The organism is Arthrobacter oryzae, assembly GCF_003634095.1.
Classification (GTDB): domain Bacteria; phylum Actinomycetota; class Actinomycetes; order Actinomycetales; family Micrococcaceae; genus Arthrobacter; species Arthrobacter oryzae.
This window is the reverse complement of record NZ_RBIR01000001.1, coordinates 602,869-628,562: the sequence shown is the minus strand read 5'-3', so window position 1 is coordinate 628,562 and position 25,694 is coordinate 602,869. Positions and strand designations below refer to the sequence as shown.

Sequence of the window (25,694 nt, the reverse complement as noted above, 5' to 3'; positions counted from 1 at the left end):
CGGCCCCCACGCGCAAGGACCGGTGCCCGCCGGCATGTCCGCGGCCACACAGCTTTACAGGAGCGAGGAACATCTTCATGAGCAGCGACACTGCCGCCAATACCACCCCCGCAGGCACCAACACCGCCGTTTCGGCCGCGAACGGCGCCACCGGCGCGGCGCGCCGCCGGGGGCCGTTCCGCGAAGGCGAGCGGGTGCAGCTCACGGACGAACGCGGCCGCATGAACACCATCACGCTCGAAGTCGGCGGAGCATTCCACACCCACCGCGGCTTCCTGAACCATGACGAGATCATCGGCAAGCCTGACGGCTCGGTGGTCGTCAACAACGTTGGTCAGCAGTACCAGACGCTGCGTCCGCTGCTCTCGGACTTCGTGCTCTCGATGCCGCGCGGCGCCGCCGTGGTCTATCCCAAAGACGCCGGCCAGATCGTCACCATGGCGGACATCTTCCCGGGTGCACGCGTTGTTGAAGCCGGCGTCGGCTCCGGCGCCCTGTCCATCTCGCTGCTCCGCGCCGTCGGGGACAACGGATATCTGCATTCCTTTGAACGCCGCGAAGAGTTCGCGGACATTGCCCGCGGCAACGTCGAGACCATCTTCGGCGGCCCGCACCCGGCCTGGAAAATCTCCCTCGGAGACTTCCAGGAGGAAGTGGTGCGGACCGAGGAGCCCGGCTCCGTGGACCGGGTGGTCCTGGACATGCTTGCTCCCTGGGAATGCCTCGACGCCGTCGCCACGGTCCTGGCCCCCGGCGGGGTCTGGATCAATTATGTCGCGACTGTGACGCAGCTTTCGCGGACAGCCGAAGCGATCCGCGCCGACGGACGCTTCACGGAACCCGACGCCTGGGAATCCATGGTCCGCGGCTGGCACCTCGAAGGGCTGGCTGTGCGTCCGGATCACCGCATGGTCGCCCACACCGGCTTCCTGCTGGTCACCCGCCGGCTCGCCGACGGCGTCACGGGAATCTCCGTGAAGCGCCGCCCCTCCAAGACCGACTTCAACGAAGATGACGTCAACGCCTGGACCCCGGGTGCTGTCGGTGAACGCGCCGTCTCGGACAAGAAGCTGCGCCGCGCTGCCCGCGACGCAATCGCCGGAACTAACGTCGTAGACGCCCCGGACGTAACGAACTAGTCAGCATATTTCGGATGTCTCCAGCGGCACCCGCCTTCTTGGGGCTATGGTCTTAACAGAAGAGCAGGAAGGGGCTGATGCACGATGGAGACTCCGAACACTGACCCGGGCCGCACACCGGCACAGGACGCGGCGGACGCCGCCGCACGCTCGGACGCGGCCCGGCCCGTGACCGGCGAGGCCGAGCGGTACGCCGCCAATGAACTGTCCGTCGCGGAGCGGCAGGTCAATATCCTCCGGGACAAGCTGCGGCACATTGACCGCCAGCTCGCCGCCGCGACCCAGAACAACTCCAAGCTCGTAAGCATGCTGGAAACCGCCAAGGCGGAGATCCTGCGGCTCAAGAACGCCCTCGACCAGGAGGGACAGCCGCCTTACAGTTTCGGCACCATCCTGCAGCTCAATCCCAGGCGGCAGCCAAGCACCGGCAACAGCGGCCAGGCGGCCACGGAGGAATCCGTGGACATCTTCAACGCCGGCCGCAAAATGCGGGTGGGGATCAGCCCGCTGGTCAACATCAACCAGCTCGCTGTCGGGCAGGAAGTCCTGCTAAACGAGGCCCTGATGGTGGTTGCCGGCCTCGGCTACGAGCGGGCCGGTGACCTGGTTACGCTGAAGGAAATGCTGGGGGCCGACCGCGCCCTGGTGGTGGGCCGCGCCGACGAGGAGCGGGTCATCCGGCTCTCCGGAGCGCTGCTCGCCCAGCGGCTCCGGGTGGGCGATGCGCTGTCGATCGACTCACGTACCGGCTACGCGCTGGAAAAGATCCCGCGCTCCGAGGTGGAGAACCTCGTCCTCGAGGAAGTACCGGACATCACCTACCAGGACATTGGCGGCCTGGGCCCGCAGATCGAGCAAATCCGGGATGCGGTAGAACTGCCGTTCCTGCACCCGGACCTCTACCGCGAGCACGGGCTGAAGGCCCCCAAAGGCATCCTGCTGTACGGCCCGCCGGGCTGCGGCAAAACCCTGATCGCCAAAGCCGTGGCGAACTCGCTGGCCGCGCGGGCTGCCGAGCGTGCCGGCAAGACGGACATGAAGAGCTACTTCCTGAACATCAAGGGACCTGAGCTGCTCGACAAGTACGTCGGCGAGACGGAGCGGCACATCCGCCTGATCTTCGCCCGGGCCCGTGAGAAGGCCTCCGAGGGCAGCCCCGTCGTGGTCTTTTTCGACGAAATGGATTCGCTGTTCCGCACCCGCGGGACCGGCATTTCCTCCGACGTCGAGACCACCATCGTTCCGCAGCTGCTCAGCGAGATCGACGGCGTCGAACGGCTGGACAACGTGATCGTGATCGGCGCGTCCAACCGCGAGGACATGATCGACCCCGCGATCCTGCGCCCCGGTCGGCTGGACGTCAAGGTCAAGATCCAGCGCCCCGACGCCGAGGCTGCGGCGGACATCTTCAACAAATACATCACGACGGACCTGCCCTTCCACGAGTCCGACCTCTCCGAGCACAACGGGGACGTCCAGGCCACCGTGGACGCCATGGTCCAGCGGACCGTGGAGGCGATGTATTCCACCGAGAAGTCCAACGAGTACCTTGAGGTGACGTACGCCAACGGCGACACCGAAATGCTCTACTTCAAGGACTTCAACTCCGGTGCCGTGGTGCAGAACGTCGTGGACCGGGCCAAGAAATACGCCATCAAGGACCTGCTGACCATCGGTCAGAAGGGCCTGCGGATCGACCACCTGCTCCGGGCGGTTGTGGACGAGTTCCGTGAACACGAGGACATGCCCAACACAACGAACCCTGACGACTGGGCAAGGATCTCCGGCAAGAAGGGCGAGCGCATCACTTACATCCGAACCATCGTCCAGGGCAAGGCCGGGCAGGAGCCCGGGAAGTCCATCGAGACGATGCCCAGCACCGGGCAGTACCTGTGACGGCTGCCGTCCCCGGCCGGCAGGCAGACGCAGCCGGCGGCCTGCCGGTGGGCGGGGCAATGCGGGTGATGGGCTCGGAAACCGAGTACGGCATCCACGCCCCGTCGGCCCCTGGTGCCAACGCCACGATGATGTCCGCCCGCGTCATCCAGGCCTACGCCCAGGTGACCCGCCAGCGTGCCGCCGGCGGCGCCGAAACCCGCTGGGACTACACCGACGAGGAACCGCTGCACGACGCCCGCGGCTGGACGCTGGAGCGCGCCAGCGCCGACCCCGAACAGCTCACCGACCAGCCCCCGGTCCTGGACGCTGAGGCGATAGCCCTCGCCTACGGGCGGCAGGAGCTGGAAGCCGACGGCGGGGACGAGGCCGGCACCCTGCTCATGAACATGGTCCTGGGCAACGGGGCGCGGCTGTACGTCGACCACGCCCACCCGGAGTATTCCAGCCCCGAGGTGACCAACCCGCGCGCCGCCGTGACCTGGGACGCGGCCGGTGACCTGGTGGCCTTGGCCGCCGTCCGCCGCCTCGCCGCCGACCCGGAACTCCCGCCGATCAACCTTTACAAGAACAACACGGACAACAAGTCCGTTTCCTACGGCTCGCACGAGAACTACCTGATGCCCCGCTCGGTGCCGTTCGGCGACATCGTCCGCGGCCTCACACCGTTCTTCGTCACCCGGCAGATCATCTGCGGCGCCGGGCGCGTGGGCCTCGGGCAGGACAGCGCCCGGCCCGGCTACCAGATCAGCCAGCGGGCGGACTTCTTCGAGACGGAAGTGGGCCTGGAAACCACCATCCGGCGCCCCATCATCAACACCCGGGATGAGCCCCACGCCACCGCCGACAAATACCGCCGGCTCCACGTCATCATCGGCGACGCCAACCTCAGCCAGGCGTCCAACTTCCTCAAGTTCGGGACCACGGCGATGGTCCTGAGCCTGATTGAGGCCGGCCTGGCGCCGCGGATTGAAATCCACGAGCCTGTCGCCGCGCTGCAGGCCGTCAGCCACGACACTTCGCTCACCGCGACGCTGCGGCTGGGCGATGGCCGCCGGGTCACAGCCCTTGACCTGCAGTGGATCTATTTCGAGGCTGCGTCCAAGCACGCGCAGGACACCGGGGTGGCCGACGCCGTGGACGGTGACGGACACACCCACGAGGTCCTGGAACGGTGGTCGGCGACGTTGAGTGAACTCGGCGGGGACCGGGCAGCTGCGGCGACTTCGGTGGAATGGCTCGCCAAGCTGTCCCTGCTGGAGGGCTACCGCCAGCGGGACGGCCTCGCCTGGGACAACGCGCGGCTGGGCCTCGTGGATCTCCAATGGGCCGATATCCGCCCCGAAAAAGGGCTCTACTACCGGCTCCTGGCCCGCGACCGGATGCAGCGGATCGTCGACGACGCCGCGATCGGCCGGGCGGTGACCGAGCCGCCGTCGGACACCCGCGCATACTTCCGCGGACGCTGCGTCAGCCGTTTCGGCGCCGACCTCGCGGGCGCGAGCTGGGACTCGGTGATATTCGATGTCCCCGGCCGCGGCAGGCTCCAACGGGTCCCGACCCGGGAGCCGCTGCGCGGAACGGAAGCCCTCACCGGCCCCCTGTTTGCCCGGCACCGGGAGGCCGGGCCCTTCCTGGCGGAACTGCTGGGACTCAGCCCGGGATCCTAGGAACAAAGCCCCCCGCGGGCGCCCCGGGCGTGGCACTATTGCTACAGGATGTCCCTTAGCAGAAAAGGGACGGACATGAAGGAGAAGAACAATGGCAGGCCAGGAGCAGCATCAGCCGCAGTCGCGGGACACCGAGATCGACGAGGACGTCCCCGCCGCGCCGCCGGCCCCGGCGGACGCCCAGGCGTCGGCAGCCACCCAGGGCGTTGACGATCTCCTTGACGAGATCGACGGCGTTCTGGAGTCCAATGCCGAGGAATTCGTCCGCGCCTTCGTCCAAAAGGGCGGTCAGTAGGAGCACAGCCGGCCGCCGGATGAGGGCGGCAGGCGGGGCTACGGGCCGGAAGAGTCGTTGATCCACCACGTTGAGGGAGAGCGTTAGTGCAGGAAACAACAGCCAACCGCGTAGCAGCCGACGCGACGTCCTCATTCACCGAGCATCTGCAGCGCGAACGGCCCGATTTGATGCCCTTCGGCCAAGTCCCGTTCAACCAGTTGCCCGCCACCGCAGCGCACCCCGCGTCGCCCCTGCAGGCCCCGCACGGGACCACCATCGTGGCGATGACCTACGCCGGGGGAGTGCTAATGGCCGGGGACCGCCGCGCCACGATGGGCAACGTGATCGCCAGCCGACACATCGAGAAGGTCTTTCCCGCCGACCAGTACTCGGTGCTCGGCATCGCCGGCACCGCCGGAATCGCCCTCGATATCACCCGGCTGTTCCAGGTCGAACTGGAGCACTACGAGAAGATCGAGGGAACCCTTCTGAGCCTGGACGGCAAGGCAAACCGGCTTGGCGCCATGGTCCGGGGCAACCTGCCCATGGCCATGCAGGGCCTCGCCGTTGTGCCGTTGTTCGCCGGATTCGACCGTCCCGCCGGTTTCGGCAGGCTGTTCTCCTACGACGTCACGGGCGGCCGGTACGAGGAGCAGGAGCACCACGCCGTCGGCTCCGGTTCGATGTTCGCCCGCGGCGCGCTGAAGAAGCTGTGGCGCCCCGGCCTCTCGGAGCAGGACGCCGTGGCAGTGGCCGTCGAGGCCCTGTACGACGCCGCCGACGACGACTCCGCCACGGGTGGCCCGGATCCGGTCCGGCAGCTGTGGCCCGTGGTCTACGTCGTGGGCCGGACAGGCGCCCTACGGGTGCCGGACCGCGACCTCGCCGCCGTCGCCGGCCGTGTCATCGAGTCCCGCACCGTCGCTGCGCGGGAGGCCTAAGATGACCCAGCAGTTCTATGTCTCGCCCGAACAGCTAATGAAGGACCGTGCGGACTTCGCGCGGAAAGGCATCGCCCGCGGGCGTTCGGTGGTCGTCATCAGTTGCCGGGACGGAATTGCCCTCGTCGCGGAAAACCCGTCCCCGTCGCTGCACAAGATCGGCGAGATCTACGACAAAATCGCCTTCGCCGCAGTCGGCAAATACAACGAGTTTGAAAGCCTGCGGCAAGCAGGCGTGCGGTACGCCGATGTCCGGGGCTACTCCTATGACCGCGAGGACGTCACGGCGCGCGGCCTTGCGAGCGTCTACGCGCAGAGCCTGGGGGCGGTGTTCACTGCCGAGCAGAAACCTTTCGAGGTGGAACTGGCCGTGGCTGAAGTCGCGCCGATCCAGGAAGCGGACCACTTGTATCGGCTCACGTTTGACGGCTCCATTGCCGATGAACACGGATTTATCGTGATGGGTGGCCAGGCGGACAAGGTGTCCGAGGCAGTCGCGGCCGGCTGGCAGGGCGAGCTCGACTTCGCCGGCGCCATCCGGCTGGCTCTCGCCGGCCTCGTGGCGGACAAGGAAACAACCACGTTGCCCGCATCCGCGCTCGAGGTCGCGGTGCTGGACCGCGGCTCGGAAACCAGCCGCGGCACCCGCCGGGCCTTCCGGCGCCTGGAGGACGCGGACATCGTGGCACTGCTGGCTGAGGAGAAGTGAAATGGACAAGCGCATTTTCGGCATCGAAACCGAATTCGGAATTTCCTATTCAAGCCCGGAGTCACGGCCGCTGGCGCCGGAGGAAGTAGCCCGCTACCTCTTCCGTAAGGTGGTCAGCTGGGGCCGGTCCTCCAACGTGTTCCTGACCAACGGCTCGCGCCTGTACCTGGACGTGGGCTCGCACCCGGAGTACGCCACGGCTGAGTGCGACGACCTCGCCCAGCTGATTGCTCACGACCGCGCGGGAGAGCTGATTCTCTGCGACTTGGTGGACGAGGCCCAGGAGCGGCTGGCAGCGGAGGGCTTCAACGGCACCGTATACCTGTTCAAGAACAACACCGACTCCGCCGGGAACTCCTACGGCAGCCATGAGAACTACCTCATCCCGCGCCGCGGCGAGTTTTCCCGGCTCGCCGAGATCCTGATTCCGTTCCTTGTAACCCGTCAGTTGATTGCCGGGGCCGGAAAGATTCTGAAGACCCCGCACGGCGCCACTTTCGCTTTCTCCCAGCGCGCCGACCACATCTGGGAGGGCGTCTCCTCGGCCACCACCCGCTCCCGGCCCATCATCAACACCCGGGACGAGCCGCACGCGGACGCCGAGTTCTACCGGCGCCTGCACGTGATCGTGGGCGACTCCAACATGTCCGAGACCACGGCCATGCTCAAGATCGGCACGGTGGACCTGATCCTGCGCATGATCGAGGCCGGGGTGATCATGCGCGACATGCGGATGGAAAACCCGATCCGCAGCATCCGGGAAATCTCCCATGACCTCAGTGGCCGGGCACTGGTCCGGCTCGCCAACGGCCGTCAGCTCACGGCCCTGGAAATCCAGCGCGAGTACCTCACCAAGGTGACGGCGTTCGTGGCCGAACAAGGTGCGCACAACCCGCATGTGCCGCTGATTCTGGATCTCTGGGGCCGCACCCTGGATGCCATCGAAAGCGGTGACACGAGCACGATCGACACCGAGGTGGACTGGGCCATCAAGAAGAAGCTCATGGACAACTACCGCGAACGGCACGGGCTGGGCCTGGACGCGCCCCGGATCGCTCAGCTGGACCTGACGTACCATGACATTTCCCGCAGCCGCGGGCTCTTCTACCTGCTGCAGGCCCGCGGGGCCGCCCGCCGGGTAGTGGATGACACCGCCGTCAAAGACGCCGTGGATGCGCCGCCGCAAACGACGCGGGCCAAACTGCGCGGCGACTTCGTCCGGCGGGCCCAGGAGCTGGGCCGTGACTACACCGTGGACTGGGTCCATCTGAAGCTCAACGACCGCGCGCATCAGACCATTCTGTGCAAGGACCCGTTCCGGAGCGTGGACGAGCGGGTGGATGCGCTCCTGGACTCGATGGGCTGATACCCAGCTTCGCACGTTAGTCTGAAGTAGGGCCGCCTTGCGGCCGCTGCTTTCTTTGCCGCGGGAAACCGATCGGCTCTGAGTCCACACTGCCCCGACGAAAGTTTCTAAGTGCGCCGAATATTAGCAATTCTTCTTCCCGGACTGCTGCTGCTGACCGCCTGTGGCGGCGGCGGGGGCGGCCAAGCGACCTCCACTCCGGAGCCCACCAGCCAATCCGCGGGTGACACCTCGAAGCTGGACTCGGTCAAACTCACGGAGAAGGGTGACAAGAAGGCCCCCGGGGTCGAGTTCACCAAGCCGATCGATGTCAAGGAACCCACCGTCAAGGTGGTAACCGAGGGCAGCGGAGACCGGGTCAAGGCCAACCAGATCGCCGACATCTCCATCGTGGCCTTCAACGGCACCGACGGCTCCACTCTCGAAGACACGTTCCCGAACGATCCCGAGCCGCTGGAACTGAATGACGAGCTCAAGAGCAGCAGCCCGGTGATCTACAACGCTTTCGTGGGCGCCAAGGTTGGCTCCCACCTCGCCCTGGCCGTCCCCAGCCAGCCCGCGGCCCAGGGCGCCGCCGCCAAGCCCACACAGCTGCTGATCGTCAAGATTCTCGCTGCGAAGGACGCGCCCCCGGTTCTCGACAAGCCTGAGGGCGACGCGGTCACCCCGCCGGCAGGGCTGCCGACGGTGAAGGACAACGCCAAGGGCGTGCCCGAGATTTCGGTCGCAGGCGTTCACGCACCGACCGCCCTGATCTCACAGGATCTCATCAAGGGCAAGGGCCAGGCTGTCAAGGCCTCCGACACCATCACGGTCAACTACGTGGGCGTTGCCTTGGCCAGCGGCAAGATCTTCGATTCCAGCTTTGATCGCGGCAAGAAGGCGACCTTCCCGCTTACCGGCGTCATCAAGGGCTGGACCCAGGGCCTGACCGGCAAGACGGTCGGCTCACGCGTGCTTTTGGTGGTCCCGAAGGCCCTCGCCTACGGTGATAAGGGCCAGGGCGACGCGAAGGGCGACCTCGTCTTCGTCGTCGACATCCTCGGCGTCAAGTAATCCACCGCATCCACCACACGTCACCCCCAAAGGAGCAACCATGTCATTTGGACAGCGCGACCTCGACCGCGAGAAGCCGGAAATTGAATTCCCCGAAGGAGACGTCCCCACCGAACTGGTCATCACCGACCTGATCGAAGGCGACGGCGCTGAGGCCAAGGCCGGCGACACGGTGTCCACCCACTACGTGGGTGTCGCCTGGTCCACCGGCGAAGAATTCGACGCCTCCTGGGGCCGCGGCGCACCGCTGGACTTCCGGGTCGGCGTGGGCCAGGTCATCCAGGGCTGGGACCAGGGCCTGCTGGGCATGAAAGTCGGCGGCCGCCGCCGCCTCGAAATCCCCTCCGAACTGGCCTACGGTGCGCGTGGCGCCGGCGGAGCGATCGGGCCCAACGAAGCCCTGATCTTCGTCGTGGACCTCGTCGCCGTCCGCTAAGGGACGGAACCTACGCAAATTCAGCAGCCCGGCTGAATCAGCCCGCTGATTTGCCCTGCGGGCGCAGGCGCGGTAACAATCGGAAAAGTTCTTCCGGCTGTTGCCGCGCTTTCGTCATTTTCCGGGATCGGCTTTAGTACCCTTGCGAGGTGTCCGCCTCACGTACAGAACGCCTCCTGAACCTGCTCATCGCCCTGCTCGACACCAAGTACGGCCTGCGCCGCAGCGAGCTGCGGGAAAAGGTCTACCACGACACCACCAGCAGCGATGTCGCCTTTGGCCGCATGTTCGAACGCGACAAAGGTGAGCTGCGCCATTTTGGCTTCGAGGTCGAGACCGTGACCGACAAGGGCTGGGGCTCCGATGACCCGGCAACCACCCGCTACCGGATCGGCAAGGAATCGAACCGGCTGCCCGATGTCAGCCTTACGCCCGAGGAGTGCACGGTGCTCATCCTCGCGGCACAGCTCTGGGAGCACGCAGCCCTCGGCTCCGCCGCCGTAGACGCGGTCCGCAAGCTGCAGGCTGCCGGCGGCCTCGTCGACGCCGAGCTCCCCGCCGGGGTCCAGCCACGCATCCGTCCCGCCGGCCAGGCCTTTGAAGACCTGGTGGCCGCTATCCACGCCCAGCACCCGGTCAGTTTCAGGTACCTCGCCGGCAGCACCGGCAATGAAGAGGTCCGGCTGGTGGAACCCTGGGGCCTCGGCAGCCGCTTCGGGCAGTGGTATCTCGTGGGCCACGACCGTACGCGGGGGAATAAGCGGTTCTTCCGGCTCTCCCGCCTGACCTCCGCCGTGACCGTGCTGGACAAGGACACGTTCGCGTCTCCGGCCGGATTCAACGTCCGCGCCGAGCTCGCCGGCCTTGCCGAGCTGCCCGTACAGACCGCCGTCGTCGACGTCGAACACGGGCGCCTGCTGGGGCTCCGGAAACGGGCCCTGACCCAGCCGGGATCCGCAGCGGAAGCCGCCGGTCCCGCCGCCGGGACCGACCGTCTCCTGGTGCCCTTCCGGGACGCCGAGACGCTCGGCGAGGAACTGGCCTCTTACGGCCCCCGGGTCAAGGTGGAATCGCCACCGGAACTTGCCGCCGCCGTTCGCCGCCGCCTCACCGCGGCCGCGGAGTTCGCCGCCCGGCCGGTTCCGGACGTGGTGTTCCCCGCGGCCGGGCGCGCTGTCCGGGCCCGCAGCCGCACCTCGGAGGACCAGCTCAAGCGGATGCTGCAGCTGGTTCCGTTCCTTGTCCACAACCAGGGACTGCATATCAGCGAGATAGCCGCCAAGTTCGGGGTCACCCGCAAGGAACTCGAAGACGACTTGCGGATCCTGATCTGCTCGGGCCTGCCGGAAGGCTATCCCGACGATCTGCTGGACATCCAGTGGGACGATGACCACGTCTTCATCACCCAGGCCCTGGACCTGACCCGCCCCGTCCGCTTCACCGTTGACGAGGCGTGCGCGCTCCTGACGGGTCTGGAGACGCTCAATGGCCTGCCTGAACTCGCTGAGGGCGGCGCGCTGGAATCGGTGACGCTCAAACTTCTGGCCGCGGCGGGGGAGGAGGGGCTCAAGGCGGCCGCGCTGTCCGGCCCCGAGGTGGCTCCCGGCAACTCCGCCATCCTCGAGACCGCACGCGCGGCCATCCGGACCGGGGCTCAGCTGCACCTGACCTACTTCTCGCCCCAGCGCGACGCCGTCTCCGAACGCGATGTGGACCCCTTGCGGCTCTATTCCCTGGACAACACGTGGTACCTCGAGGCTTACTGCCATTCCGCGCTGGGATTGCGGAACTTCCGCCTCGACCGGATTGAAGCCCTGGCTCCCAACGGCCGGCCGGCGGCCGGGACGGCGAAACCGCTGGACGGGTTCCCGGTGAAGCTGTTCACACCCAATGACGACGACTCCCTGGTGGTCGTGGAACTGGCGCCCCGGGGCACGGGTCTGGCCGACGACTACTATGCCGAACGGACCGCGGCCCTGCCCGGCGGGGGCATGCTCGCGGAAATCCGGTTCGGAAGCACGGACTGGCTGCCGATGTTCGTGGCCCAGCACGGCGGCATGGTGCGTATCCTGCAGCCAGGCGCACTCGCGGACGCGTCCCGGGAGTGGCTCGCCGCTGCCCTGGCGCAATACGAGGTCTCACCGGCCCGCCCGATAGACTGATCAGCATGCCTTGGTGGTCCTGGATCCTAATTTGGATAGCGCTCGTCGCGCTGTCGCTGCTGTTCTATGTGGTGCTCGGCGTGCGGCTGTTCCGAAAATTCACGACCACGCTCCGGGAATTGGGTGAAGCAACAGACCGGTTCTCCCGCCTTCCTTCCCCGGCGGCCCACGGCGCCGGATCCGCCACAGGCGGCGCCGGCACCACCATGGAGAACGGTGTGCATGAAGCCCCCCGGCCGGCTCCCGGCGACGCAGTTTTTGCCTCGCCTGCCCGGATGCGTCATGCTTACCTTGCATCCAAAATTGCCCGGCAAAACGCCCGTCGATTGCGCCGCATCCAGCGCAGGCAGGACCGCGGGCAGCCCCAGACGCTGCGCGACATCGAACTGGGTTAGACATAGGATGTATTCAAACGAAAGGACCTCCTGACATGAGGCTTGAAGGCTGGCATCTCATCATCATCATCGTTCTGGCACTGGTGCTGTTCGCTGCACCGAAGCTGCCGGGCATGGCCCGCAGCCTGGGCCAGTCGATGCGCATTTTCAAGTCGGAAGTCCGGGAAATGAAGAAAGACGGGACCACGGACGCCAAGGATGGTTCCGATCCTGTCGAAGGCCGCGTCGTTAACCACCCGCAGACCGGCGCACCGGAAAGCCGCACGGGCGACGGAACCGACGTTCCGCCGTCGACCCGCGCCTAAGACCGCATGGCAGTAACCATGAGTCGTCGATCGAACCCCGAGGGGAGGATGGCGCTCCTCGACCACCTGAAAGAGCTGCGCAACCGGCTCTTCAAGGCGGCAATCGCCGTCGTCATCGGGACCGTGTTGGGCTTCCTGGTCTACCAGCCGTTTCTGGCTGCGCTGACCAAGCCGATCCGCGACCTGAACGAACAGCAGGGCCGTCAGGCCACCCTGAACTTTGACGGCGTCGCGAGCTCGTTCGACCTCATGATCCAGGTGTCCGTATTCCTGGGCCTGATTATCGCCAGCCCCGTCTGGCTCTACCAGCTGTGGGCCTTCATTGTCCCCGGGCTGCACAAGAAGGAACGGCGCGTGGCCCTGTCCTTCGTCGCCGCGGCCGTGCCACTGTTTGTAGGCGGCGTCCTGCTGGCCTGGATGGTGCTGCCGAACGCCGTGCGCGTCCTGACCGAGTTCACGCCGTCGGGCGGCTCCAACTTCATCAGCGCCCAGGTGTACCTGACCTTTGTCCTGCGGCTGCTGCTGGCCTTCGGCGTCGCGTTCCTGCTCCCGGTGGTCCTGTTCGGACTGAACCTGGCCGGCCTCATCAAGGGCAGCCAGCTCCTGAAGAGCTGGCGGATTACCGTGTTCCTGGTGTGCCTCTTCGCCGCGATGGCCGCGCCCGGCGCCGACGCCACGAGCATGTTCTACCTGGCCGTGCCCATGCTGGCGCTTTTTTTCGCCGCGATCGGCCTCTGCCTGCTCAACGACCGCCGGCGCGAACGACGCGCCGTCAAACGCGCCGCCGAGACCGAGGCCACGGCCGACCAGGCAACCCCCAGCTCCGAGCTGGAGAATCTCTAGGCTTCGGCGCATTAGGCTGGAAGCATGTCGTCACACCCCGGGCCGGAGTCACCGTCCGAACGTTACCGCGCCAGCCTAGAGCGGGCCGCCGAAGCCAAGACCTATCTGGGCGGCTTCATCCGCACACTTGAGTTCGAGCTCGATGACTTCCAGCGCGAGGCGTGCCTTTCGCTGCAGGCAGGCCGGGGCGTGCTGGTGGCAGCACCCACCGGAGCCGGGAAGACGATCGTCGGCGAATTCGCCATCTACCTTGCCCTCCAGCGCGGGCTCAAGGCGTTCTACACCACGCCCATTAAGGCCCTCAGCAACCAGAAGTACGCCGAGCTGGCCGCCAAATACGGCGCCGCCCGGGTGGGCCTGCTCACCGGCGATACCAGCATCAACGGGGACGCTCCCGTGGTGGTCATGACCACCGAAGTACTTCGCAACATGCTCTATGCGGATTCGGACACCCTCGACGACCTCGGCTTTGTGGTCATGGATGAGGTCCACTACCTGGCCGACCGTTTCCGCGGCGCCGTGTGGGAGGAAGTCATCATCCACCTGCCCAGCGAAGTCCAGGTCGCATCACTCAGCGCCACGGTCTCCAACGCCGAGGAATTCGGTGCCTGGCTCGACACCGTCCGCGGGCAGACCGACGTGATCGTCTCCGAACACCGTCCCGTGCCCCTGTGGCAACACGTCATGGTGGGCCGGAAGATCGTGGACCTGTTCGCGGGCGATACCAGCTTTGACGAGATCGCCCCGGCCGGGGAGGGCGCTGGCAGTGAGGACGCGGCCGCCCGCGCGGCGGAGCTGCCCGGGCGCACCGGCTTCGAAGTCAACCCCGAACTTCTCTCCATGGCGCGGGCCGAAAGCCAGATGAACTTCCGGGGCCGGTTCGGCCACGGCGGGCGGAACCAGCGCCAGCAGCGAAGCCAGCGCGGCCAGCAGGACGAGGCTCCGGGCGGCCAGCGCAGCCCCGTGAGAAAGGCCAGCCGGCCCCAGGTCATTGCCAGCCTGGACCGGCAGGATCTCCTGCCTGCCATCACGTTCATCTTCTCGCGGGCCGGCTGTGATGCCGCCGTGGCCCAGTGCGTCTCCGCCGGGCTGTGGCTGACCACCGAGCGCGAACAGCAGATCATCGCCCAACGCGTCGACGAAGCCGCCCAGGACATCCCCTCGGACGACTTGGACGTGCTGGGCTTCTGGAGCTGGCGGGACGGGCTGCTGCGCGGTCTCGCCGCGCACCACGCAGGCATGCTGCCGACCTTCAAGGAGGTGGTGGAAAAGCTGTTCGTCGACGGACTGGTCAAGGCCGTCTTCGCCACCGAGACGCTGGCCCTTGGCATCAACATGCCCGCCCGCTGCGTCGTGCTTGAGAAGCTGGACAAGTTCAACGGCGAAGCGCACGTGAATATCACGGCGGGGGAGTACACCCAGCTGACGGGCCGTGCAGGGCGCCGCGGCATCGACGTCGAAGGCCACGCCGTGGTGATCTGGCAGCCGGGCACCGACCCCGCCGCCGTGGCCGGTCTGGCGTCGCGGCGGACCTACCCGCTGAACTCGAGCTTCCGGCCCACTTACAACATGTCCATCAACCTCCTGGCACAGTTCGGCCGGCCCCGCGCCCGCGAGATCCTCGAATCGTCCTTCGCGCAGTTCCAGGCGGACCGTTCAGTCGTCGGACTGGCCCGGCAGGTCAAGGGCCGGGAGGAATCCCTCGCCGGGTTCAGCAAGGCAATGACCTGCCATCTTGGGGATTTCACCGAATACGCACGGCTCCGGCGCGCCCTTGCCGACGCCGAAAAGGCCGCTTCCAGGACCACCTCCCGGGCCGGCAAGTCCCTCACCGAGGACTCGCTGAGCCGGCTGCTGCCGGGCGACGTGGTGGATGTGCCCGGCGGCAAGTCGCCGGGCCTGGCGGTGGTGCTCAGCTCCGACCACGAGTCCCGGGAGCCCCGCCCTGCCGTCATGACGCTGGACAACCAGCTCCGCCGGATCGGCCTGCACGACGTCGAAGGTCCGTTGGCGCCGATCACCCGAATCAGGATTCCCAAGTCATTCAACGCCAAGGTTCCCAAGTCGCGCCGTGATTTGGCGTCCTCGGTGCGCAATGCCATCCGCGAACACCGGCCGCCGGCGCCGCCGCGCCGCGACGACGACTTCGGCCGGTCAGCTGCCGCACCCAACCAGGAGAAGCGGATCGCCGAGTTGCGCCGGGAACTGCGCGCGCACCCGTGCCACGGCTGCAGTGAACGCGAAGACCATGCCCGCTGGTCCGAACGCTGGTGGAAGCTCCGCCAGGAAACGGACGGGCTCATCCGCCAGATTCAAGGCCGGACGAACACGATCGCGAAGACGTTTGACCGCGTGTGCGGGGTCCTGACAGGCTACGGCTACCTGGAAACCTCGGACACCGGCGTGCTGTCCATCAGTGCGGACGGGCAGCGGCTGCGGCGGATCTACGGCGAAAAGGACCTGCTGATTTCGCAGTCCCTGCGGATGGGCGCTTTCAACGACCTCGACGCCGCTGAGATCGCCGCCCTGGCCAGTGCCCTGGTGTACCAGGCCAAACGTGAGGACCGCGGCCTGCGCCCCAAGATGCCGAGCATCTCACTGGAATCCGCGGTAGACACCGTGGTCCGCGAGTGGTCCGCGCTCGAAGACGTGGAGGAAGCGAGCAAACTGCCGCTCACCGGCGAGCCCGAGTTGGGCCTCGTCTGGCCGATGTTCAAATGGGCCAAGGGCCGGCACCTGCAGGAAGTTCTGAGCGGCACAGACCTCGCCGCGGGCGATTTTGTCCGCTGGGTGAAGCAAGTCATTGACCTCCTGGATCAGCTCGCCGACATCCCGAACCTGGACCCCCGGGTGTCCCGGCTGTGCGCGGAGGCCATCAAACTCATCAAGCGCGGCGTCGTGGCCTATTCCTCCGTGGCGTAGCTGCGGGAGCACGGGGCGCCGGCCATGCCGGCCCAGCGCCGTCAACGCAACATTCCCCTGAGCCTTCCGAGTATTTCGAACCTGCCTAGTATTTCGAACCTGCCGGCGCTGGACCGGCCACCAGTTACAAGGAGTTCCCGCCCCATGACCGATTCGCCGGCCGCCCCCGCCCCCCGCAGCGTCACGCTGTACCGCAACGGCTCCGTTTACACCGCGGCTGATCCTTTCGCCACAGCCATGCTGGTCGACGGCGACACCGTCGCGTGGGTCGGCTCCGAGCAGGCCGCCACCTCCATTGCGGACTCCTCCATGAACGTCATTGATCTGCAGGGGGCACTCCTGGCCCCCGGATTCGTCGATTCCCACGTCCACCTGACCGAAACCGGAATTGCGCTGGACGGACTGCAACTTGCCGGCGTGCGCTCGGCCGCCGAATTGCTGGACGCCGTCGCCGCTGCCTCCGCTTCCAGCGCGGGCGGCACGGTGCTCGGCCACGGCTGGGACGAGGCCACCTGGGCCGATCCCGCCCTGCCGTCCCGGGAGGAGCTCGAACGTGCAGCAGGCGGCCGCGAGGTCTTCCTGTCCCGGGTGGATGCCCACTCGGCCCTCGTCTCAAGCTCGCTGGCGGCGTCGGCACGGCTGGACGGACTGGACGGCTACGCCGCCGGCAGCCAGGTCAAACGCGGCGCGCACACCGCTGCCCGGCTGGCAGCGCGCCGGCTTCCGGCCGGCGACCTGCGCCGCTACCAGCATCGTGCCCTCACCGAGGCGGCCGCCAACGGGTACGTGGCCCTCGCCGAGATGGCGGCCCCGCACATTGGCAGCGTCGAGGACCTGCAGGTCGCGGCGGCCTGGAACAACGCCGGCGCTGCAGCGGGGCCAAGCACGGCTGGCGCCCCCGGGGTGCCGGAGATCCTGCCATATTGGGGCGAGCTTGGCACCTCGGCGGATCACGCCCGGGCCATCCTGGACGGGCTGGGCGCATCGGTGCTGGGCCTCGCGGGAGACCTCAACATCGATGGTTCGATCGGCTCACGGACAGCTTCCCTGCGCGCGGATTATGCCGACGCTCCGGGTGAGCGCGGCAGCCAGTACCTCTCCATGGCCGAGGCGGCCGCGCATCTGGCGGCATGTTCGCTGCTGGGCATCCAGGCAGGGTTCCACGTAATCGGCGACGCCGGGCTGGACGCCGCCCTGGACGCCTTGGACCTTGCGGCGGCCGAGGTGGGGGAGCAGCGCGTCCGCGCCGCGGGTCACCGGTTCGAACACGTCGAGCTGGCAGATCCTGCGGCCATCAGCCGGCTGGCCCGCTATTCGGTCACGGTGAGCGCCCAGCCGGTCTTCGACGCCTTATGGGGCGGCGGGGCCAGCCTGTACCAGCAGCGCCTCGGCTCCCGCCAGTCGGGCATGAACGCCTTCGCAAGCCTCTACGCGGCAGGTGTGCCGATCTGTTTCGGCAGCGACAGCCCCGTCACGCCGCTGCGGCCGTGGTCCAGCGTGCGTGCCTGCCTGGAGCACACCAATCCGGCAGAACGGATCTCGGCCCGTGCCGCGTTCCTTGGCCACACGCGCGCCGGCTGGCGTGCTGCACGCTACCGGAATCCCATGGCCGGGCAGCTCGTGCCCGGGGCTCCGGCGAGCTTCGCGGTCTGGGAGGTCGAGGAACTCATGGTCCAGGTTGCCGACGGCCGGGTGCAGTCGTGGAGCACCGATCCCCGCGCCCGCACGCCGCTCCTGCCGGCGCTGGACACGGGCAGCGATCCTGTCTGCCTCCAGACCGTGCGTGATGGCCAGGAACTGTACGCCAGCGGGGCTCTCGGCGCCTGATCCTGCCGCCGTCGGGCGCTGTGCCGGCCGGCATCCGGTTCCGTCGGCCGTGCGCGTCATCGGGCTGACGGGGCCGAAACATGGCGAGCCTGGACCGGAGCCTGAGCTGGGGCGATGAACAAAACGGCAGGTCACGGCTCGGTTGACAGATCGGGGCGCCCCCGTAGCATTGAGGGTCAACGGAGGGTTGCGTACGGCGCAGGCTCCGGCAGTCCCCGGTACATTCCAGGTTGCCGCACCCGCGGGAGCTTTACTGGTCATGACCACGGACGCCCCGAGGGGGCGGGTCTACTTCGCAGAAGAAAACGGTTCCGGCGCCACATTTCGCGGCCCGCCGGAACTGGCCCGAAGCGGGTGGACCTGCCCGGCGGGGCCTTGCGGACCGTCAAGGGCGCGCAAGTCCCTATAATGGGAAGTTGCGCCAGCCAATGGAGAACACTTTCTGCCGGCGCTCCGACCGCTCCCTTCAAGGAAAGGCCTCGCTGTGCGTGTCCTCACCATCATCCCCACCTATAACGAGCTGGAATCGTTGCCCAAGACACTCGGCCGCCTGCGCACATCCGTGCCGGACTCCGATGTGCTGGTTGTCGACGACAATAGCCCCGACGGCACGGGGCAGTTGGCGGACAACATGGCCGCAGCAGACGGCCAGGTCCACGTCCTGCACCGGGCCGGGAAGGCCGGACTCGGCGCGGCGTACATCGCGGGCTTCAAGTGGGGCCTGGACGCCGGCTACGACATCCTCGTCGAGATGGATGCCGACGGCTCGCACCAGCCCGAGCAGCTGCCGCAGCTGATCGAGGCCGTGGAGCAAGGCGCTGACCTGGCCATGGGCTCGCGCTGGGTGCCCGGCGGCAGCGTGGTGAACTGGCCGCTGTACCGGCAGGCCATCAGCAGGGTCGGCAGCACCTACGCCCGGATCATGCTCGGCGTGAAGATCAAAGACGTCACCGGCGGCTTCCGTGCCTTCCGCCGAACCACTCTGGAGAAGCTGAATCTGGATGCCGTGGACTCGGTCGGTTACGGCTTCCAGGTGGATCTGGCCTGGCGCGTGGCCAAGCTGGGCCTGACGATCGTGGAGCGTCCCATTACGTTTGTTGAGCGCGAGCTGGGCGCTTCGAAGATGAGCGGCAACATCGTGGTGGAAGCCATGATCAACGTCACCAAGTGGGGCCTGACTGCCCGTTGGAACAAGCTCCGGGGCAAGAAGGACGCCTAGCAGACCTGGCGGGTTCCCGCCCGGGGCAGCAATTCCACACAACAAAAAAGGATCGGGCCCGCATTACTGCGGGCCCGATCCTCTTTAACTGGCGGTTTCAGCTGATGCGCTGGCCGCCTAGGCCGAGCGCCGTTCGCCGCGGCGTTCGCGCAGGATCGTGAGGCGGTCTTCGAGGATCTGCTCAAGCTCCGGGAGGCTGCGGCGTTCCAGCAGCATGTCCCAGTGTGTGCGCACTGCCTTTTCGTTGCTGTTGACGGGGCGTTCGCCGTCCACGAGCAAGGCCTCTTTGCCCGTCTTCGAAACCCAAACCGGGGGGATTTCGGCTTCCGAGGAGAACGTCACGAACACCTGTTCGCCGTCCTCGCAACGGTATTCAACCCGCTGGCGCGGAGCCGGTTCGACGCCGGATTCGGTCTCCATGCTCTGTGCGCCAAGGCGCATACCCCGCAGGCTGCGATCGCTCATCTTTTCTCCCTCTATTCGGTTCGCAGGGTCCAGCCCTGCGTTATCCGGGGACCGTCAGGGGCCGGATATCTGGTTGCACTGCGTTGCCCTGTACCGGCCCGTGTTTCCGGGCCAGAGGACAGCCACCAGTGGACAAAAACTGTTTGGCACGTCATTGGAATCAACGCTGCACGAAGCGTTTTTGTTCCGGACGGCTGAACCGGCCGGACAAATATTCAAGTATACGGGAGTGTTGCGCCCGAGGTAAAGCGAGTAACCCGAGGGCATGTATTGCGCAAGGACTACGCGCCTGGCCTAAACGGAAGCGGACGGGCCCCTGCGCCGGCCGGAAGGGTCGGCGCAGGGGCCCGTGGGGGACTGCGGGAAACGGATGCCTAGAGTCGGCTCCCCGGGCCCTCGGCACCGTTGGGTGATGACTGCGGGGTAACCTCCGACGTCGATGCCTGCTGTGGCGCTGTGTCGTGTGTCGCTGTGTCGTGTGGCGCCGTACCCTGTTGCATCGTACCGGCGCCCAGGACACTGCCGATCCCTTTGAGCGCCTCGCCAACTTCACTGGGGATGATCCACAGTTTGTTCGACGTACCCTCGGCGATCTTCGGGAGGGTCTGGAGGTACTGGTAGGCGAGCAGCTTCGGGTCCGGGTTGCCCTTGTGGATCGCGTCGAAGACCTTCTGAATGGCCTGTGCCTCGCCGTCGGCGCGCAGGATCGCGGCTTTGGCGTCGCCTTCGGCTTTCAGGATCGAGGACTGCCGCTGGCCTTCGGCCGTGAGAATCGCGGACTGTTTGGTGCCTTCCGCAGTCAGGATGGCGGCCCGGCGGTCGCGTTCGGCGCGCATCTGCTTCTCCATCGAATCCTGGATGGAGTGGGGCGGATCGATCGCCTTGAGCTCCACCCGGGAAACGCGGATGCCCCAGCGTCCGGTCGCTTCGTCGAGGACCCCGCGGAGCTGGCCGTTGATCTGGTCGCGCGACGTCAGCGCTTCCTCGAGGTTGAGCCCGCCGACGACGTTTCGGAGCGTCGTAGTGGTGAGCTGCTCCACAGCCTGGATGTAATTGGCGATCTCGTAAGTCGCGGCCCGGGCATCGGTGACCTGGAAGTAGACCACTGTGTCGATCGAAACCACCAGGTTGTCTTCGGTGATGACAGGCTGCGGCGGGAAGGAAACCACTTGCTCACGCAGGTCCAGCAGGGGCAGCAAACGGTCCACGAACGGAATGAGCAGGGTGAGGCCGGGATTCAGGGTCCGCTGGTATTTGCCCAGCCGTTCAACGACGCCGGCCCGGGCCTGCGGAATGATCCGGACCGAGCGGACCAGGACAATAATTACGAACACAACTAGTACCAGCAGCACAATTGCGACTGCGATATCCATACATCACCAATTCCCCAGATAGTTTGTTTTTGGTTTCGCCGGGGCGGGTCCGCGATTTGCTGCTTTCCTGCCCGCAGGAAGTTTTGCTGCCGTTACTGGATTGCCTGCTCCGGCTGCGGAGCCACAATCGCGGTGGCACCGTCGATGGCACTGACCACGGCCTGCTGCCCGGCCGCCAGCACTCCGGACTCGGACCGGGCGCTCCAGACGTCGCCGCCGATCTTGACAAGGCCGCCGTTTTCGCTCACGGGTTCCATCACAACGGCGGGTTCGCCAATGAGTCTTTCGATGTTGCTGCGGCGGTCCGCGGGTCCCTTGTGGAGGTGCTTGAGGGCCACCGGCCGGACGAAGCCGATCATGAGCAGGGATACCACGCAGAAGGAAATAATCTGCAGCCACAGATCCGCGCCGGCGAAGTCCGCCACCAGTCCGGCGAGGGCGCCACCTCCGAGCATGATGAAGAACAGGTCCAAGGTGATCATCTCGACCACGGCAAACAGGAGAAAGAGCGTGAGCCAGAGCGCCCACCAATTCTCGACGAGCCATTCAGACATCTATTCCCCCTTGAGTTCCGGGAGCGAAGGGCACAGCTCCCCAGTAACTGTTATTCCATCCTAAACGGAACGGTAATCGCTGGGACCTGAAGCCGGGAATTGGTGGCCAAAGTGGCCAAGTCGTTACTTGCCGGATCGATTACCCGGGGTTCGGCCGGCGCCGGAAACGGGACGGGCCGGCACGCAGTATCCCGGGTGCAGACCCGGTTCCGGATTTTAAGTCGGGTTCTGGCGGACTGCCCGGGGGATCGGTTCAAAGACGCTGATCCGGAATCGGGCCGAGACCGAGGTCCGTGCAGGGAGGCTGGCCTCGAGGGCAGCGAGCGCGGCGCGGTCCAGATGGTGGCCGGCCGGTCCCATGAGGGCAAGGTTGGCGACGTCGCGCGGGTCCAGCGACAACGCCAGGTCCAGGTCCCGTGACCCGGCGGGAGTGAAGTGTTTGCCGAGGGACACCGCAAGGCGTTCGTCTTTGGCCGGCTCGATTCCGAGCAGCCCGGCCTGGCCGGCTATCTCCTCCAGATGGCCGGGCCGTGGCGTGACCACCACCAGGCGCCCGCCGGGGCGGAGCACCCTGGCGAACTCGGGGGCGTTGCGCGGGGCAAAGACCACGGTCACGACGTCGGCGGCGTGGTCCGCGACTGGCAGCGGCTGCCAGACATCTCCGACCACGTTGAACGCTTCCGGGTTCATCCTGGCGGCCCGGCGCAAGGCGAACTTGGAAATATCCAGCCCGATTGCCTGCGCCGGACCGATTTCCCGCGGAAAACCGTCAGGCGCCCCGCCCTGCTGTTCGGGCCGTTGCTGTTCGGCCCGTTCTTGGGCGGTGGGGTCTTGTTTCGCACGGTCTTGTTTCGCACGGTCTTGTTTCGCGCGGTCCAGCACGGCCCTGAGGTAGTGGCCGGTACCTGTTCCGGCATCCAGCACCGTGGGCCGCTTGCCGGCGGAGCGCGCCAGGGCCGGCGCGGCCAGCTCCGCAACGGCGCTGGCCAGCGGCTGATAATGCCCTGCGGACAGGAAGTCGAAGCGCGCCGCCACCATGTCCGCGGTGTCCGCCTCAAACACGGTGCCCTTGCCCACCAGGAAGTTGAAATACCCCTGCTTGGCGGCATCGAAGCTGTGGCCGGCGCCGCACACGAGCGTCCGTGTAGCGTCGTCGCCGGACCGGAGCCTGTCCCGGCACACCGGGCACAGCAGGGGGAAATCGGCGGCGGGAGGCATACCTTCATCCTAAGCGCGGACCAGGGGCCGGGAATGCGCGCGGCGCGCGTGACCGCGCCGCACCGGGGGGACGTGAGGTGTTTCACAGTGGGGGCACCACGGGCTAGGCTCGCAAGCGTGAAATCTGAACATCTGCCGCTGCTCAATTCCGTCTCCGCCCCGGCCGTCCACCCTGACGGGTCACGCGCCGTGGTGTCCGTGACCCGCCCGGACTTCAATGCCGACGCCTACGTGGGGCAGCTGTGGACCGTCCCCCTGGGCCCGAACCCAGCAGACCCGAACCCGACAGGCCCGAACCCAGCAGACCCGAACGCCGCAGACGGCGACGCCAAGGATCAGGACCCCATGGATCAGGGGAGGCGGCCGCGCCGGCTGACGCGCGGTTTCCGTGACACGGCCCCGGACTTTTCCCCGGACGGCCGGATCCTTGGATTCCTGCGTGCCGCGGCGGGCGGGAAGCCGCAGCTGTACGTAGTGGAAGCAACCGGCGGCGAACCCCAGCCTCTGACGGACGCTCCGCTGGGGGTCAGCTCCTTTGCCTGGTCGCCGGATTCACGGGCCGTTGTCTTCGGCGCCAGGAACCCGGAGGAGGGCCGCTACGGCAGCGTCGACGGCGTCGGTGCGGGCAGCGAGGACGCCCGGCTAATCACCGATTTCCAATACCGGATGAACGGCACGGGCTATACGGCCGACAAGCCCCTGCAGCTGTTCCTGGTCGAAGTCCCGCAGCTCGACGCCGAACCACGGGTGGCCCCGACCGGACGCGCCTTGAAGGCCCTCGGCGCCGCCCCGGCCGATTCCGCGGAACAGGCCGCCAGCCCGCTGCCGGCCGCCCGGCAACTCACCACCGGGGGAGCCGACCACAACGGCGCAAGCTTCAGCGCCGACGGCGGCACCATCTACTTCACCGCGGCCCTCCATGAGGGCCGGGATTCCGATCTGGCGAGCGGAATCTACGCGGTCCCCACCGCCGGCGGCGAACCACAGGCCGTCATGCCCGCCAATACCGGACGGCAGACCGTCAGCGCCGTGCGCCAGTCCGCCGACGGGCAGTGGCTGTTCTTCCTGGCCCAGGATCTGGGCGCATCCGGCCGGGACTTCGTCGCCAGGAACACCGCCTTGTACGCCATGCCCGCCGCCGGCGGCGATGCCACAGTTCTCAGCGATGTCGAGACCGTGGACCTTTCCGGCGGCAGCCGGATCGAGCTGCGCGGCGCCGCCGGCGCCCTGGTTCTGAACAACGCGCGGGGAACGGTGGAGCTGCACGAATTCGGCGCGACAGGCGGCCACAGCGTCCATATGGAAGGCAACCGGGTGGTGACCGGAGCCGCAGAAGGCGGAGGGGCACTCGTGGTGAGTTTCAGCGACGCGTCAACGGCCGGGGATGTTGCGGTCCTCGGCGGCGGGCAGCTGCGCCGCGTGACGGATTTTTCCGCGCCGCTTCGGAGCGTGGCGGGCATCACCGAGCCGCAGGAGCTGACGTTGCCCTCGGCCGACGGGTACCCGGTCCACGGATGGCTCGTCAGGCCGGCCGGCCCCGGCCCGCACCCGGTGCTGCTGAACATCCACGGCGGGCCGTTTGCCCAGTTCAACGTGGCGTTGTTCGACGAGGCACAGGTCTACGCCGGCGCCGGTTACGCCGTGCTCATGTGTAACCCGCGCGGTTCGGCCGGCTACGGCCAGGACCACGGGCGGTCCATCAAGGAGCGGATGGGAACCGTGGACATGCAGGACGTCCTGGCCTTCCTGGACGGGGCTGTGGCGAAGTTCGAGGAGCTGGACGCCGGCAATGTTGGCATCATGGGCGGATCCTATGGCGGCTACCTGACGGCGTGGACCATCAGCCACGACCACCGCTTCCGTGCGGCCATTGTGGAGCGCGGTTTCCTGGATCCCGTGAGCTTCACCGGGTCCTCCGACATCGGCTGGTTCTTCGGCGACGAATACACCGGCACCTCGGCGGAAGTCGTGGCGGCCCAGAGTCCCATGGCGCGCGTGCAGCATGTCCGGACGCCGTCGCTGGTGATCCACAGCGAGGAGGACCTCCGGTGCCCCGTGGAGCAAGGCCAGCGGTACTTCACCGCCCTCAAGCAGCTGGGCGTCGAAACCGGGTTCCTGGTCTTCCCGGGCGAGAACCATGAGCTGTCGCGCTCGGGAACGCCGCACCACCGCAAGCAGAGGTTCGATGAAATCCTGAAGTGGTGGGCCCGTTACCTGCCTACTGCAGGGAATCCGGGCACGCGGCCCTAGAACTCCGTCGGGTCCGGCAGGAACCCGAGTTCCTGCCGGGCGCGGGTGATGTCCGGCTGGGCCCAGCGGGAGGCGTATTCGGCGTTGTTGCTGATGGAGCGCAGCTCGGCCCGGTCAAGGAACAAGATCCCACGCAGATGGTCCGTCTCGTGCTGGACAATCCGCGCCTGCCACCCGGAGAAGGGCCGCTGAAGTTCCGTGCCGTCCGGCGCCGTGAAGTTCAGCCGGATCGATTCCGGCCGCAGCACCGCTGCCTGCAGGCCGCCGATGGACAGGCAGCCCTCATAGAACGCCACGGCGCCGCTGCCGACCGGCTGATAGCGCGGGTTCAGCATGGCAAAGAACGGCAGCGGCTCGCGGCCGCGGACCGCAGCAACGTCGGGGTCGACGGCGAACTGGTCCTCCAGGACTGCGAGCTGCAGCGGAATCCCCAGCTGCGGGGCCGCCAAGCCGACACCCGGCGCCTTATGCATCACGCTGCGCATGAGATCGATGAGGTGCCCGAGTTCGGCGTCGCTCAACTGCCCTTCGAAAGGCGCCGCGACGTGCCGGAGCACCGGATGCCCCGCCTGGACAATCGACGGAAGGATACCCGCCCCCAGAATCTCCTGGACGGTCTCGCGGATCCGGGCGGCGCTGAAATCGGTGGGCCTGGCGTCAAAGGACATGCC

At 67.1% G+C, this 25,694-nt stretch carries 22 protein-coding genes; 17 read left to right on the top strand and 5 right to left on the bottom strand.

Annotated features, from left to right (window positions below; translation table 11 throughout):
• Positions 1–77: 77 nt before the first annotated feature.
• The 16 genes from C8D78_RS02985 to C8D78_RS02910 all read left to right on the top strand — a co-directional run bounded on the left by C8D78_RS02985 (position 78) and on the right by C8D78_RS02910 (position 19,163).
• A complete protein-coding gene (locus C8D78_RS02985) occupies positions 78–1,139 on the top strand; it encodes a tRNA (adenine-N1)-methyltransferase (RefSeq protein ID WP_120950363.1) in 1,062 nt (353 codons plus the stop codon).
• A gap of 84 nt (positions 1,140–1,223) precedes the next feature.
• Complete coding sequence (gene arc, locus C8D78_RS02980) at positions 1,224–3,035, top strand: proteasome ATPase (RefSeq protein WP_120950362.1); 1,812 nt, start codon at positions 1,224–1,226, stop codon at positions 3,033–3,035.
• A gap of 59 nt (positions 3,036–3,094) precedes the next feature.
• Positions 3,095–4,705: a depupylase/deamidase Dop gene (dop, locus tag C8D78_RS02975; RefSeq protein ID WP_120950678.1), complete on the top strand. Its 1,611-nt coding sequence runs from the start codon at positions 3,095–3,097 to the stop codon at positions 4,703–4,705.
• Between the two features lie 91 nt (positions 4,706–4,796).
• Positions 4,797–5,000, top strand: coding sequence for a ubiquitin-like protein Pup (locus C8D78_RS02970; RefSeq protein ID WP_120950361.1), 204 nt, complete (start codon positions 4,797–4,799; stop codon positions 4,998–5,000).
• A gap of 86 nt (positions 5,001–5,086) precedes the next feature.
• Positions 5,087–5,923: a proteasome subunit beta gene (prcB, locus tag C8D78_RS02965; RefSeq protein WP_120950360.1), complete on the top strand. Its 837-nt coding sequence runs from the start codon at positions 5,087–5,089 to the stop codon at positions 5,921–5,923.
• A gap of 1 nt (position 5,924) precedes the next feature.
• Entirely contained in the window at positions 5,925–6,632 is a 708-nt protein-coding gene (prcA, locus tag C8D78_RS02960) for a proteasome subunit alpha (protein WP_120950359.1), read from the top strand.
• A gap of 1 nt (position 6,633) precedes the next feature.
• Positions 6,634–7,998 carry a Pup--protein ligase gene (pafA, locus tag C8D78_RS02955; RefSeq protein WP_120950358.1) on the top strand — a complete coding sequence of 455 codons (1,365 nt, stop codon included), beginning with the start codon at positions 6,634–6,636 and terminating at the stop codon, positions 7,996–7,998.
• Positions 7,999–8,109: 111 nt separating this feature from the next.
• On the top strand, positions 8,110–9,054 hold the full coding sequence (locus tag C8D78_RS02950; RefSeq protein WP_120950357.1) for an FKBP-type peptidyl-prolyl cis-trans isomerase: 945 nt from the start codon (positions 8,110–8,112) through the stop codon (positions 9,052–9,054).
• Positions 9,055–9,094: 40 nt separating this feature from the next.
• Entirely contained in the window at positions 9,095–9,490 is a 396-nt protein-coding gene (locus C8D78_RS02945) for an FKBP-type peptidyl-prolyl cis-trans isomerase (RefSeq protein ID WP_120950356.1), read from the top strand.
• A 149-nt stretch (positions 9,491–9,639) separates the two neighbouring features.
• On the top strand, positions 9,640–11,652 hold the full coding sequence (locus C8D78_RS02940) for a helix-turn-helix transcriptional regulator (protein ID WP_120950355.1): 2,013 nt from the start codon (positions 9,640–9,642) through the stop codon (positions 11,650–11,652).
• 5 nt (positions 11,653–11,657) lie between these two features.
• Positions 11,658–12,047, top strand: coding sequence for a hypothetical protein (locus C8D78_RS02935; protein ID WP_120950354.1), 390 nt, complete (start codon positions 11,658–11,660; stop codon positions 12,045–12,047).
• A gap of 35 nt (positions 12,048–12,082) precedes the next feature.
• Positions 12,083–12,352, top strand: a complete 270-nt coding sequence (gene tatA / locus C8D78_RS02930; RefSeq protein WP_120950353.1) for a Sec-independent protein translocase subunit TatA — start codon at positions 12,083–12,085, stop codon at positions 12,350–12,352.
• Positions 12,353–12,400: 48 nt separating this feature from the next.
• Positions 12,401–13,195, top strand: a complete 795-nt coding sequence (tatC, locus tag C8D78_RS02925; protein ID WP_208641870.1) for a twin-arginine translocase subunit TatC — start codon at positions 12,401–12,403, stop codon at positions 13,193–13,195.
• A gap of 24 nt (positions 13,196–13,219) precedes the next feature.
• Positions 13,220–16,117: a DEAD/DEAH box helicase gene (locus C8D78_RS02920; protein ID WP_120950351.1), complete on the top strand. Its 2,898-nt coding sequence runs from the start codon at positions 13,220–13,222 to the stop codon at positions 16,115–16,117.
• Between the two features lie 144 nt (positions 16,118–16,261).
• Positions 16,262–17,944 (top strand): amidohydrolase, encoded by a 1,683-nt coding sequence (locus C8D78_RS02915; protein WP_120950350.1) that lies wholly within the window; start codon positions 16,262–16,264, stop codon positions 17,942–17,944.
• A gap of 484 nt (positions 17,945–18,428) precedes the next feature.
• Positions 18,429–19,163 (top strand): polyprenol monophosphomannose synthase, encoded by a 735-nt coding sequence (locus tag C8D78_RS02910; RefSeq protein ID WP_120950349.1) that lies wholly within the window; start codon positions 18,429–18,431, stop codon positions 19,161–19,163.
• A gap of 117 nt (positions 19,164–19,280) precedes the next feature.
• Here the strand turns inward: C8D78_RS02910 and C8D78_RS02905 are convergent, their stop codons facing one another.
• The 4 genes from C8D78_RS02905 to C8D78_RS02890 form a co-directional block, all read right to left on the bottom strand.
• A complete protein-coding gene (locus C8D78_RS02905; protein ID WP_026266329.1) occupies positions 19,281–19,628 on the bottom strand; it encodes an RNA polymerase-binding protein RbpA in 348 nt (115 codons plus the stop codon).
• Positions 19,629–20,002: 374 nt separating this feature from the next.
• Positions 20,003–21,001: an SPFH domain-containing protein gene (locus tag C8D78_RS02900; protein ID WP_120950348.1), complete on the bottom strand. Its 999-nt coding sequence runs from the start codon at positions 20,999–21,001 to the stop codon at positions 20,003–20,005.
• 92 nt (positions 21,002–21,093) lie between these two features.
• Positions 21,094–21,555 carry an NfeD family protein gene (locus C8D78_RS02895; protein WP_120950347.1) on the bottom strand — a complete coding sequence of 154 codons (462 nt, stop codon included), beginning with the start codon at positions 21,553–21,555 and terminating at the stop codon, positions 21,094–21,096.
• Positions 21,556–21,771: 216 nt separating this feature from the next.
• Positions 21,772–22,773 carry a putative RNA methyltransferase gene (locus C8D78_RS02890; protein ID WP_120950346.1) on the bottom strand — a complete coding sequence of 334 codons (1,002 nt, stop codon included), beginning with the start codon at positions 22,771–22,773 and terminating at the stop codon, positions 21,772–21,774.
• A gap of 117 nt (positions 22,774–22,890) precedes the next feature.
• On the opposite strand from C8D78_RS02890, the gene C8D78_RS02885 reads away from it, so the two are divergent.
• On the top strand, positions 22,891–25,023 hold the full coding sequence (locus tag C8D78_RS02885) for a S9 family peptidase (protein WP_120950345.1): 2,133 nt from the start codon (positions 22,891–22,893) through the stop codon (positions 25,021–25,023).
• Here the strand turns inward: C8D78_RS02885 and C8D78_RS02880 are convergent.
• Positions 25,020–25,691, bottom strand: a complete 672-nt coding sequence (locus C8D78_RS02880) for a peptide deformylase (RefSeq protein WP_120950344.1) — start codon at positions 25,689–25,691, stop codon at positions 25,020–25,022. The genes C8D78_RS02885 and C8D78_RS02880 overlap by 4 nt on opposite strands.
• Positions 25,692–25,694 lie beyond the last annotated feature (3 nt).

Coding starts and splice junctions, on each gene's coding strand:
- tatA (WP_120950353.1), top strand. CDS start 12,083: ATGAGGCTTGAAGGCTGGCATCTCATCATCATCATCGTTCTGGCACTG.
- pafA (WP_120950358.1), top strand. CDS start 6,634: ATGGACAAGCGCATTTTCGGCATCGAAACCGAATTCGGAATTTCCTAT.
- C8D78_RS02915 (WP_120950350.1), top strand. CDS start 16,262: ATGACCGATTCGCCGGCCGCCCCCGCCCCCCGCAGCGTCACGCTGTAC.
- C8D78_RS02935 (WP_120950354.1), top strand. CDS start 11,658: ATGCCTTGGTGGTCCTGGATCCTAATTTGGATAGCGCTCGTCGCGCTG.
- C8D78_RS02890 (WP_120950346.1), bottom strand. CDS start 22,773: ATGCCTCCCGCCGCCGATTTCCCCCTGCTGTGCCCGGTGTGCCGGGAC.
- C8D78_RS02905 (WP_026266329.1), bottom strand. CDS start 19,628: ATGAGCGATCGCAGCCTGCGGGGTATGCGCCTTGGCGCACAGAGCATG.
- C8D78_RS02985 (WP_120950363.1), top strand. CDS start 78: ATGAGCAGCGACACTGCCGCCAATACCACCCCCGCAGGCACCAACACC.
- C8D78_RS02945 (WP_120950356.1), top strand. CDS start 9,095: ATGTCATTTGGACAGCGCGACCTCGACCGCGAGAAGCCGGAAATTGAA.
- C8D78_RS02880 (WP_120950344.1), bottom strand. CDS start 25,691: ATGTCCTTTGACGCCAGGCCCACCGATTTCAGCGCCGCCCGGATCCGC.
- arc (WP_120950362.1), top strand. CDS start 1,224: ATGGAGACTCCGAACACTGACCCGGGCCGCACACCGGCACAGGACGCG.
- C8D78_RS02920 (WP_120950351.1), top strand. CDS start 13,220: ATGTCGTCACACCCCGGGCCGGAGTCACCGTCCGAACGTTACCGCGCC.
- C8D78_RS02970 (WP_120950361.1), top strand. CDS start 4,797: ATGGCAGGCCAGGAGCAGCATCAGCCGCAGTCGCGGGACACCGAGATC.
- dop (WP_120950678.1), top strand. CDS start 3,095: ATGCGGGTGATGGGCTCGGAAACCGAGTACGGCATCCACGCCCCGTCG.
- C8D78_RS02895 (WP_120950347.1), bottom strand. CDS start 21,555: ATGTCTGAATGGCTCGTCGAGAATTGGTGGGCGCTCTGGCTCACGCTC.
- prcA (WP_120950359.1), top strand. CDS start 5,925: ATGACCCAGCAGTTCTATGTCTCGCCCGAACAGCTAATGAAGGACCGT.
- C8D78_RS02900 (WP_120950348.1), bottom strand. CDS start 21,001: ATGGATATCGCAGTCGCAATTGTGCTGCTGGTACTAGTTGTGTTCGTA.
- tatC (WP_208641870.1), top strand. CDS start 12,401: ATGGCGCTCCTCGACCACCTGAAAGAGCTGCGCAACCGGCTCTTCAAG.